The organism is Steroidobacter agaridevorans (genome assembly GCF_009932555.1).
GTDB lineage: Bacteria > Pseudomonadota > Gammaproteobacteria > Steroidobacterales > Steroidobacteraceae > Steroidobacter > Steroidobacter agaridevorans.
This window is the reverse complement of record NZ_BLJO01000009.1, coordinates 167,564-178,552: the sequence shown is the minus strand read 5'-3', so window position 1 is coordinate 178,552 and position 10,989 is coordinate 167,564. Positions and strand designations below refer to the sequence as shown.

At 62.5% G+C, this 10,989-nt stretch carries 9 protein-coding genes; 5 read left to right on the top strand and 4 right to left on the bottom strand.

Going from position 1 to position 10,989, the window contains the following annotated elements:
* Window positions 1-250, top strand: a 250-nt coding sequence (locus GYH35_RS28670; protein ID WP_161830223.1) for a TonB-dependent receptor, incomplete at its 5' end; no start/stop codon positions are given.
* Between the two features lie 82 nt (window positions 251-332).
* Here GYH35_RS28670 and GYH35_RS28665 read toward each other — a convergent pair.
* Window positions 333-1,577 (bottom strand): sensor histidine kinase, encoded by a 1,245-nt coding sequence (locus GYH35_RS28665; RefSeq protein WP_161830222.1) that lies wholly within the window; start codon window positions 1,575-1,577, stop codon window positions 333-335.
* On the bottom strand, window positions 1,567-2,112 hold the full coding sequence (locus tag GYH35_RS28660) for a response regulator (RefSeq protein WP_161811442.1): 546 nt from the start codon (window positions 2,110-2,112) through the stop codon (window positions 1,567-1,569). Before GYH35_RS28660 ends, GYH35_RS28665 begins: the two co-directional genes overlap by 11 nt.
* Window positions 2,113-2,277: 165 nt before the next feature.
* Here GYH35_RS28660 and GYH35_RS28655 point away from each other — a divergent pair, with 165 nt between their 5' ends.
* The 3 genes from GYH35_RS28655 to GYH35_RS28645 are packed head-to-tail and all read left to right on the top strand — an operon-like array spanning window position 2,278 to window position 6,608.
* Window positions 2,278-3,549, top strand: a complete 1,272-nt coding sequence (locus GYH35_RS28655; RefSeq protein ID WP_161830221.1) for an efflux RND transporter periplasmic adaptor subunit — start codon at window positions 2,278-2,280, stop codon at window positions 3,547-3,549.
* A gap of 23 nt (window positions 3,550-3,572) precedes the next feature.
* Window positions 3,573-4,253 (top strand): ABC transporter ATP-binding protein, encoded by a 681-nt coding sequence (locus GYH35_RS28650; RefSeq protein ID WP_161811444.1) that lies wholly within the window; start codon window positions 3,573-3,575, stop codon window positions 4,251-4,253.
* Window positions 4,254-4,262: 9 nt separating this feature from the next.
* Complete coding sequence (locus GYH35_RS28645) at window positions 4,263-6,608, top strand: FtsX-like permease family protein (RefSeq protein ID WP_161830220.1); 2,346 nt, start codon at window positions 4,263-4,265, stop codon at window positions 6,606-6,608.
* Window positions 6,609-6,612: 4 nt separating this feature from the next.
* Here GYH35_RS28645 and GYH35_RS28640 read toward each other — a convergent pair whose 3' ends face one another.
* Window positions 6,613-6,876, bottom strand: coding sequence for a hypothetical protein (locus GYH35_RS28640; RefSeq protein ID WP_161811446.1), 264 nt, complete (start codon window positions 6,874-6,876; stop codon window positions 6,613-6,615).
* A 172-nt stretch (window positions 6,877-7,048) separates the two neighbouring features.
* Complete coding sequence (locus GYH35_RS28635) at window positions 7,049-8,443, bottom strand: DUF1254 domain-containing protein (protein WP_161811447.1); 1,395 nt, start codon at window positions 8,441-8,443, stop codon at window positions 7,049-7,051.
* Window positions 8,444-8,610: 167 nt separating this feature from the next.
* Between GYH35_RS28635 and GYH35_RS28630 the strand changes: the two genes are divergently transcribed.
* Entirely contained in the window at window positions 8,611-10,983 is a 2,373-nt protein-coding gene (locus GYH35_RS28630; RefSeq protein WP_161830219.1) for an arylsulfatase, read from the top strand.
* The last annotated feature ends 6 nt before the right edge of the window (window positions 10,984-10,989 follow it).

Genomic DNA, 10,989 nt, shown 5'->3' with positions numbered 1-10,989 from the left:
CGGCGTCTACAACCCCGACGGTACGGTCCTCAACAACTGCAAAGTCGATTCGTTCACGAGCGTCGATCTGCGCGCCACTTACCTGTACGGCAAGGCGTGGGAGTTCAACGCGAGCGTCAAGAATCTGCTCGATGAGAAACCGCCGTTCGACCCGTACACGTATGGCGGCTTGAACTACAACCCCGTGTTCCACCAGCAGGGCGCGATCGGCCGCGCTTTCAGCGTGGGCCTGAGGTATTCGTTCCAGTAACCCATATCGAAGAATTTCCAACCCATCTCCTGCGAGAGTTGGAACCTGCGCCGCTGCGGCCTTGTCGCAGCGGCTTTTTCTTTTAGCTCGACGGCACCGGCAGCACGATGGAGACCACCGCCCCGCGAGGCTCGTTGCTACGTATCTCCAACCTGCCCTGGTGCGCCAGCGCCACTTGGCGAACCAGGGCCAGGCCGATGCCCGAGCCCTCGGGCTTCGTGGAATAGAAGGGCAGCAGGATCCGGTCGCGCTCGTGCTCGGGCAGGCCGAGGCCATTGTCGCTGACGGTGAGGGTGACCTGGCTGGCTTCCACTGTGCACTCGAGCAGCACTTGCGCATCGCTCGTGTGTTCGGTCGCTTCCAAAGCGTTTTGCAACAAGTTGAGGAGGGAGTGTTCCAGCAAGGCGGCATCGGCCGGGAAGGTGGCGTCGGGCGGCGTCACTCGGGTGAGCAATCGAATGTTGTGCCGCTCGACCTCGGCGTTCACCAGCTTGCGGATGTCGTCGATCAAGGTGGCGGCGGAGATAGGTTGAATCACGGGCGGCGGCAGGTCGGCGACGCGTCGATAGCGCTCGATGAAGCTCATCAAGCCCAGACTGCGGCGTCGGATCGCCTCGATCGATTTCGCCACATCGCTCGTTCCAGCCGAGGTTCGATCTCGAAGCTGTGTCTCGAGACTTTCCGAGAGCGAGGCGATAGGCGTCAGCGAGTTCATCATCTCGTGGGCAATGACGCGCGCCATGTCTTGCCACGCCTTCACTTCGACCGCATCGAGTTCGCCCGCGACTCGCTGCAGAGAAATCAGCCGCTCTGGCGCGTAGCCCGGCGCCGAGAATTGCGCAGCCGTACACAACAGATGCCGGCCGTCGGTGAACTGCACGATCTGTCGTGCCCCAGGCACGAGCGACAGCAACGTATGCACGGCAGCGGCGTCGAACTCCGCAATGTCGCGCAGGTGGGTGGCGGTTCCCCGAAGCAGGCTGTGGGCCGCGCGATTCAATCGCCGGATGCCGCCGTTCGAATCGACGATGATCAATGCCGCGGCGACGGTATCGAGCAGTGTCTGCAAATATTCGACCCGCCGGTGCTGTGCATGGCTGTCGCTGCTCTCGGAGGAAATGCCGGCGGGCGCATCAGCACTTCGTTTCACCGCGCGCACGAACTCGAAGCCGATCAATAGCAGCAGGGCGATGACGATCGCCAGGGTCGCGTAGAGCTGTGTGTGCAGCAACAGAACGGCGGCGAACCAGGTCAGCCCGCCGATAGCGATCGCGCGAGCCGCCAGGCCGAAAGCGAACCCGATCGAGCGCTGCGCTCTATAGTCCATGCTTCGACATGCGTCGATACAGCGCGGGACGGCTCAGGCCCAGCGCCGAGGCTGTGAGAGAAATATTGCCGGCATGTCGAGCCAACGCCTTCTCGATCGCCTGCCGTTCGATGGTTTCGAGATCCCGCGCTTCGCTGCCACGCCGGGAGCGGGTGAGCTCCATCGCGCCGAGCACCGCTTCGACCAGGGCTTCGTTGCGCCAGGGCTTGAGGACGAAATCGGCGGCCCCGCGTTTGAGCGAATCGACGGCGAGCGCCACGCCGCCGTAGGCTGTCATCAGCACGATCGCCAGCGTCGGATCGACTTCCCGAACGATCGCCAATGCATCCAGTCCCTCAGCGCCATTGCGCGCGCCTCGAGTGAAATTCATATCGAGCAGAACGGCGTCGTAGGGCGTGGCAGCCAATGTGTCACGCAGCCCGCCGGCAGACGTGGCGGTGTCGATACGTTGCACATGGGGCTGCAAAGCGAGCCGTGCGGCTCGCAATACATCCACATCGTCCTCGACGATCAGTACGACGCCATCGTTGTTCATGCACGAAGCGTAGTCCGACGCAGGCGGCCTCGACAAGCCGCCCGCGGTTGTCCGAATCCGGACACCCGGGCCGGCCAGAGCCGCGAGAAAGCTACACAAACCATTGTTCAGCCGAATGTTTGTACTAGTGTGCGCCTCTCGTACACTGGCCGCGCGGAGGTTGGAATGACGGCGGCGATGGACATTGCGATCGTGCGGCCTTGGTGGCGCAAACCGAGGACCTTGCGGTTCATCGCGATTCCCGCGGCCGGTGTGCTGACGGCTTTCGTGCTGAGCGCGTGGTTCGGCGGCGCGCAGCGGACTCTGCGGTTGCCGGCGATCAACGTGGAGATCTCGACGGTAACGCAGGATATGTTTCGCGATTTCGTACCGCTACGAAGCAAGGTCGTGCCGCGTGACGTGGTCTATCTGGACGCGTTGGAGGGCGGGCGTGTCGAGCGCGTGCTGGTGGAGCCGGGAGATGTCGTGACGGCCGGGCAGCCATTGGTGGAGTTGACCAATACGCAGCTCGAGCTGGATGTGCTCGATCGCGAGGCACGGCTGGTGGAATCGATCACGCAGCTGCAGGCGTATCAGACGCAGCTGGAACAGAACCGGCTGAGCAACGACAAGGCGCTGGCATCGATCGATTACGATATCGCCAGGCTGACGCGAGCACTGGAACGGCGACAAGCATTGACGGAGAGCGGCATGCTGCCACGGGAGGCCAGCGATACGGTGAGCGATGAGCTCGACTTCATGCGCAAGCTGCGCCCGCTGCAGGCCCGTAGCAACGAGCAGCAGAATCGATTGCGCGTGCAACAGGTGCCGCAGATCGCTGCGCAACTGAGCAAGTTGCAGCAGGATATCGAGATCACCCGGCACAAACTGGATCAGCTCACGGTGCGCGCGCCGGTGGACGGCCTCATGACGGCGATCGATTTGAAGGTCGGCGAGAATCCGGCGCGTGGGGCCCGCTTGGGCGAAATCACACCGGACACCGGCTACAAACTCTCGGCCGATATCGATGAGTATTATCTGGGCCGGCTGCGCGTCGATCAGACGGGCACGATCGATTTCGATGAGCAGCAGGTGACTGTCCGAGTGAAGCGCGTCCTGCCGCAGGTGACGGAGGGGACGTTCAAGGTTGAATTGGCGTTCGAAGGCGAGCCGCCGCATGGCTTGCTCGCCGGGCAGGGGTTGCAAGGCAAACTGGCGCTTGGCAATGACACGCCCGCATTGGTGTTGCCTGCCGGCGCCTTCCTCGCGGAGACCGGGGGCGATTGGGTCTTCGTGCTCGACACCGGGCGCGGCGAGGCGCAGCGGCGACGGATCAAAACCGGCAGGCGCAACGCCGAGCAGATTGAAATCCTGAGCGGCCTGGTTCCCGGCGAACAGGTCATCACTTCGAATTACAGCGGTTTCGCGCGCATCGATCGCATCGAGCTGGTGCATTAGATGTCGACGCAACGGGAGTGGGCATGCTGAAACTGGACAACGTTTGCAAGACGTATCGTACGGATGAAGTGGAAACGCGCGCCTTGAGCGACGTGTCGCTGGAGATCCAGGCCGGCGAGTTCGTCGCCATCATGGGGCCGTCGGGCTGCGGCAAATCATCGCTATTGAATATTCTGGGTCTGCTCGACAGTCCCACCAGCGGTTCGTATCGATTCTTCGGCGAGGAAGTGGCGCGCCACTCCGAGAAGCAGCTGACGCAGCGCCGCCGCAGCGGCATCGGCTTCGTGTTTCAAAGCTTCAACCTCATCGACGATCTGAACGTCACCGAGAATGTCGAAGTGTCCTTGCTGTATCAGGGCATGAGCCGCGGCGAGCGCGTCAAGCGAATCGCCGCTGCGCTGGATCGTGTGGGGCTGAGTCATCGCGCGAGGCACCTGCCACACCAGCTTTCCGGAGGTCAGCAGCAGCGAGTGGCGATTGCACGCGCTCTGGTTGCCAATCCGAAGTTGATTCTCGCCGACGAGCCCACCGGCAATCTCGATACGGAGAATGGCGCTGAAGTGATGACTATGCTCGGCGAGATCAACCAGGCCGGCACGACCGTGGTGATGGTTACGCACTCGCTCGCGCATGCCGCTCATGCAAGGCGAACGATCAAGTTTCTCGACGGTCGGGTGGTGAGCGAGACACTACTGGCTGCGTAGGTCGTCCGCATGCTTCGTAACTTCCTGGCGGCGGCGCTGCGCAATCTGAAGCGCAATCGCTTCTATGCCATGGTGAGCGTCGCGTGTATTGCCGTGGGGCTCGCGGCCACCTTTCTTGCAGTGGCCTACCTCGATCACCTGCATTCCTACAATCGCTGGATCGCCGGCTATCGGCAGGTCTATGGCATTTCGCTGTCATATACGTTGCCGGGCCTCGCGCCCCTCGATCTGGAAACGACGCCGCTGGACATTGCGTCCTGGGCCGAAGCGAACGTGCACGGCGTGATTGAAACGGCGCGTATCGCGAAACGGCGTCCAGTCGTGCGACATGGCGACGTCGAGGGCTTCGAAGAAATCGGCTGGGCCGACAGCAGTCTGTTTCGCGTCTTACCGATGCCCGCATACTCGGGAGATCTGCAGCACGCGCTCGACCGGCCGGATTCGGTGGTGTTGACTCGAACGCTGGCGCGCAAATATTTCGGTACCGAGGATGCCGTAGGCAAGACGCTCGAGATCGATCGCAAACATCCGATGGTGGTGCGGGCGGTGCTCGAAGATCTTCCGCCGAACACTCGGATCACCGGAGATGGCGCTGTTGGCATGTTCGGCGCCGCGAGCGCCGCGTACTCACCCATGAGCCTGGCGCGCGGCGAATGGAGCACTTTCAGTTTCTTGCACGTCGAACCGGCGGTGACGAAAGAGCAGTTGGACGCCGGATTGAGCCGTTACAGTCTCAAAGGATCCTCAGTAAAGGTGCAGCTGCGAGCTGTTCCGCTCGACCGACTGGTCTACTCGCGCGATCGCCAGGCCGTGGTGTATGCGATGCCCTTGCTTGCGGGGCTCGTGCTGCTGATCTCGTGCATGAACTTCGTCAACCTCACCACCGCGCGATCCATCCATCGCAGTACTGAAGTGGGGGTGCGCAAAGCCGCGGGCGCCGGTCGTGGCGCCCTGGTTGCCCAATTCATGGGCGAAGCGTTGATCCTGAGTGCGGTCGGCATGTTGATTGCGTTGTCGTTGTGCGAGCTGGCGCTGCCGGTGGCGCGCACTTTGCTGGATGCGCCGATGACGTTCGAGTATTGGCGCAACCCCACGCTGATAGCCGCGATCGTTGCAATCACCGTCCTTACCGCGCTGCTGTCCGGCTTTTATCCAGCGGTGCTGCTGTCGAGGTTGAATCCGGCGTCGATACTCAACGGCGGCCGCAGTCGCACCGGGCAGAGTCGGGGGCTGCGTCAGGCGCTGGTGATCTTTCAGTTTGCAATGCTCGCCTCGCTGGTCGTCTCGGTCATCGTGGCTGGCCAGCAGATCGATCATCTGCTGAAAAAGACGCAACGCTTCGACGGCGAGCACATGCTGCTCATCCATCATGCAAGCTGCCGGCGGGCTTTCCTCGATGAGTTGCGGACGCTGCCGGGAGTCGCAGGCGCGGCGTGCTCGCAGTCGGCGCCGATCAACGTCGTCACCAACAATGCGGCCGCGAAACGGGCGGACGGGACGCGGCGGTCGTTCGAAGTGGTGCGAATCGATGCGGGCTTTCTCGAGCTCTTTGGCTTTCGGCCGCTGGCCGGTCGTTTCTTTCGGGCCGATCAACCCGCCGATATCACCGCACCTGAGTCGACCGCGGTGAAACGAGTCGTCATCAGTGCAACGGCAGTCCGCGAGTTCGGATTCGAATCCGCCGAAGCGGCCATTGGCCGCGAGCCATTCCCCGGCTCGGGCACGCCGATGGAAATCATCGGCGTGGTGGATGATTTCCGCATAGGACGTTTCGCAGAGCCCATGTACTCGACGGTGTACGTAGCGGAGCCGTCCCGCACTCAACTATTGTGCGTGCGGCTCGAGGGCGAGCATCTGCCGGAGACGCTCGATCGGATCGACGAGCTGTGGCTGCGTCTCGGCGACCCAAGACCGATCAATCGTCAGTTTCTCAGTGAGTCCATCGAGTTCATGCACCGCTCGATTGTCCGGCAGCGCTGGATCTTCAGCGCGTTCGCGGTGCTCGCGGTGAGCCTGGCGATTGTCGGTTTGCTGGGGCTTGCGTCATCGGCGGCGGAAGAACGACGTCTGGAGATCGGCGTTCGTAAAGCCTTCGGCGCGGGCACGTCGGCGATCGTGCGCTTGATCCTGTGGCAGTTCACGAAGCTCGCCGCCGCTGCCGGCGTCATCGGCTGCTTGATTGCCTTGCCGCTGATGAGGCGCTGGCTCGAGGGGTTCGAAGATCGGATCGAGCTCCAGCCCTGGATGTTCGCCGGCGCCTGCGTGCTCATCCTCGGTGTCGCTGTCGCGACCGTGCTGGGCCATTCGCTGCTCATGGCGAGAGCGCGGCCCATCACAGCGCTGCGGAACGAATAGACCGTTAGCGACCGGCGCTCGCCGTCTGCGTCGAAGCGGTGGCAGTCGGCGATGCCGCGAGCAGCTGCAGGCGGGCCGGATGCGCCACGATGAACGTATTCGGATCGATGCCGCGCTTGGCCTGAGTGCGTGCGACGACCACGGCAGGGTGATCGCCCAGCTTTGCACTCGTCCGGGCATCAGACGAATCCGCAACCGCATTGCTGGAAACGCCGAAGCCCGCCGTCGTAGCCAGGATCGCAGTAATCAGAATGAAATGTGACTTCATGACAGCTCCACAGGTGGATTTTGAAAGGCGCGTACCTTAATCGCGACCGACCTGCGGAAACATGAGCTGGCGCGCACTTATTTGATTCCACACGCGCAGTAATTCGCGCCCCGAGGGTGGCGCGAATGTGTTCAGTCCGGAACGATCTAAGCTGTGCGGATTCGTCGACTTGTCAGACCGCTTTTTCGAAGTCGCCCGGGCGCCAGGCGCCGTCGAACGCGGCTTGCTGCGGGCCGTAGATGCGGAAGTAGGCGAACCAGCCTTTGCCGGGCAGGGTCCTGATCCAGTGCTTTTCCTGACCCCTGGGTGCGTTCGGACCGAAATAAAGGTCTACGCTTTTCCCTGTAGCGTCTTTCAGCTCGAACAGCGAGCGCAGCGCGGCCTTCTTCTGCTCGGTCTGGATCTGCGAGCGGGTGTCCGTATCGTAAACGGTCACCGACCAGAACAGCTTGCCCGGCACCGGCAGCGGCACACTCAGCTTGTACGTGCTGCCGCCATCGAGATAGGCGCCGGTCTGGTCGCTCTGAGCGAGCCAATACAACGAACCGGCTTGCGGGTCCCGTCGAAACATCGCGGGCGAGGCGCCGATCGCCTGGTAAAACCATTTCTCGCGCGCTTCCAGATCCAGCCGGTCATGCGTGTTGAAGTCGCCATCCTCATATCGCAGGCTCACCCACTGCCATTTGCGATCCGGCCACGGCAGGCGGTCCGGCCGACGGTCTCCAAACGCTTGCACGCGCATCTGCGAGTTGGCGGTGCGCGCCGCTTCCTCGAGAATCGATTTCATGCGGCCGTCGGGCTTGAACGGCTTGCCTTTTTCGATGCCGAGCGCGGCGAGCTCGCCATACTCGTTGTGATAGCCCTCGAACATGGGCTCGGTGTCGAGCGTCTGGTGCAGCACTTCCCAGAACTGGATGTTGTCTTCCCAATCGAGCGGCGTGGTGTCCTGGGTCTTGCCGGTCACATCGAGCCATTGCGGTTGCTGCCACGGCGTCTTTGGATCCAGCGGATACACCTTCATCGTCCTGATTCGTTCCTTCGCGCCTTTCACGTCGCCTTCGACCGGCAGCGAGCGCACGCCGACGATCTGGCGATTGCTGCTGGCACGATGCACGTAGTAGCCGCTGTCGGGCACCGCGCCCTTGTAGTCCGGCCCGATCAGCAAATGTTTGCCGCCGTTGCCGGCGTCCGGGCCCGGCAAACCCATGTCCGCGACCCAGCGTTGGTTTACGTCCATGGAGCAAACGATCAACGGTCCGGGCGCCAGCTCGACGACCAGCGGGCCGATGCTCAGATCGAGCAGCAACGGACCATAGGGCGTGTCCGAGTTCGCCGTGTACACCAACTGCTCGGGCGCGCAGTCGAGAATGCCGAAGACTTCGTTGGTGACGACGCCGATCTGCTCGTTGCCTCGAACGATGGCGGCGCCCGAGACGGTGGGATAGAAAAACTTGTAAGCCTGGATCGCGCGCTCGAGATCCGCATCGTCATAGGCTTGTTTCATGGTGTCGCGCGTCGGAAAGCCGCGCTCGAAGGTGTAGCGGGCCGTGCTGCCGGCGTATGCCATGGGTGACTCCTGCTGTGGAATTGCCAGTCTGGAATGGAGGTGCGATAGCGCACATACGCGCGATGGGCACAGCTAAGGAATGCAGGCATGCGCCGTGCCCGTGACGACGATGCTCGGGCGGCGGACCGGAGCATCTACTCGCTTGAACCCTTCAAGCGTGACCAGTCATGACCCAGTCCAACGGCTCCAACGGAAAGTTCCCGCTGCATCTCAACCGCAATCACCTGCCAGAGCCGGAGTGGAAATTTCCGCATGCGCAGATCGGCATGTTCGCCACTGAATCGCAGCCGGATTTCCCGCCGGTCAAGGCGGCGCGTAAGGATGCGCCGAATGTTCTTTTGGTGCTGCTGGACGACGTGGGTTTTGGATGGCCGAGTGTCTGCGGCGGTCTCGTGCGTACACCTACCGCGGAGAAGCTGGCGAAGCGAGGCCTGTTCTACAATCAATTTCATACGACGGCCTTGTGCTCGCCGACGCGCGCTGCGATGTTGACCGGCCGCAACCATCACTCCGTTGCGACTGGAGTGATCCAGGAAATGGCGACCGGCTATCCCGGCTACTGCGGCATCATTCCAAAGAGCTGCGCGACCTTTGCCGAACTGCTCAAACAAGGCGGTTACACCTGCGGGTGGTTCGGCAAGAATCACAACGTGCCGGACAACCAGACCAGCCCCGCAGGGCCCTTCGACAATTGGCCGACCAATCAGGGCTTCGACTTCTTCTACGGTTTCATCGGCGGCGAGACCGATCAGTTCTATCCATCGCTGATCCGCAACACCGAGCCCATCGAGCCGCCGAAGAAGCCGGAAGACGGATACCAGCTCACGCGCGATCTTGCCGATCAATGCATCGGCTGGATCCGCACGCAGAAGACGATCGCGCCGGATCGGCCGTTCCTTGCCTATTTCTCCACGGGCGCCGCACATGCTCCGCATCAACCGCCGCTCGACTGGCGAGGACGCAATGCCGGCCGCTTCGACATGGGGTGGGACAAGTATCGCGAGATCGTGCATGCCAATCAGTTGCAGGCCGGCATCATTCCTTCGGGCACCAGGCTCACGCCACGTCCGGAGCAGATTCCATCTTGGGAGAGCCAACCCGAGGAGCATCGCAAGCTGTTTGCGCGCCAGGCCGAAAATTACGCGGATTTCCTCGAGCACGCCGACTACGAAGCAGGCCGGGTCATCGATGCCATCGAGTCGCTGGGTCAGCTGGACAACACACTGGTCATCTACATTCTGGGCGACAACGGCTCGAGCGCCGAAGGCTCGCTGGTCGGCACGCCGAACGAGTTGATGAGCTTGAATGGCCGGCAACCCTCAATGGACGAGGCGATCGGCTTCATGGATCGATGGGGCTTGCCCGGCACATCGCCGCACTACGCCGTCGGCTGGGCGTGGGCGGGGGACACGCCGTTCCAATGGACCAAGCAAGTGGCTTCGCATTTCGGCGGCACGCGCAACGGCATGGTCGTGTCGTGGCCCGCCGCCATCAAGGAACACGGCAAGATCCGCTCGCAATTTCATCACTGCATCGATGTGATGCCGACACTGCTGCAGGTCGCGGGCATCGCCGAGCCGACCGAAGTCAACGGCTACGTGCAACGGCCCATCGAGGGAGTGAGCTTCGCATACACGTTCGAGCCGAAGAACGCGCAAGCTCCCAGCACACATACGCAGCAGTACTTCGAGATGCTGGGCAATCGCGCGATGTATCGCGAGGGTTGGATCGCATCGTGCCGCCATGGCCGGCTGCCGTGGGAAACTTCGGGCTCCGCGGGATTCGATGAGGATACCTGGGAGCTCTACAACGTTGCGGAGGATTTCAGCCAAGGCGTCGATCTGGCGCAGCAGGAGCCCGCCAGACTCCGCGAGCTCCAGGATCTGTTCATGGCCGATGCCGCCCGTTACAACGTGCTGCCGCTCGACGATCGGATGGCGGAGCGGCTCGATGTGACATTGCGCCCGAGTTACTTCGCGGATCGCCAGACCGTGACGTTCTATCCAGGCATGACGCGATTGCCGGAAGGCAGCGGCCCGAAGCTGATCGGCGTGCCATTCAAAATGACGGTGCCGATCGAGATCGCCGACGGCGGCGCGGAGGGCGTGCTGTTCGCGCTGGGCGGCGACGCGGCCGGCTGGTCGCTGTTCATGTCGGAGAACAAGGTGCGCTTCCACTATAACTTCTTCGGCCTGAAGCGCTACGACGTGGCCAGCGACGCGCCGCTATCCGCCGGCAAGCACACCATCGATGTGATCTTCGAGCCCGAATCGCCGCAGCCGGGCGCTCCGGCAAACGTGACACTCGCCATCGACGGCAAGCAGGCGGCGCAGGGTCACATCGAGGAGCAGGTGCCGCAGCGATGCGGCACCGAGACCATGGATGTCGGCATGGACTGTGTATCGCCGGTCTGCGACGAGTACGCCGACAAGGGGCTGTTTCCTTTTACCGGAACCATCGAATCGGTGACGTTTGCCTTCGGTGCCCACCAACAACCCTCTGGCATGGAGCGTCTGAAGCTGGCCAGCCGGATGGATTGACGTAAC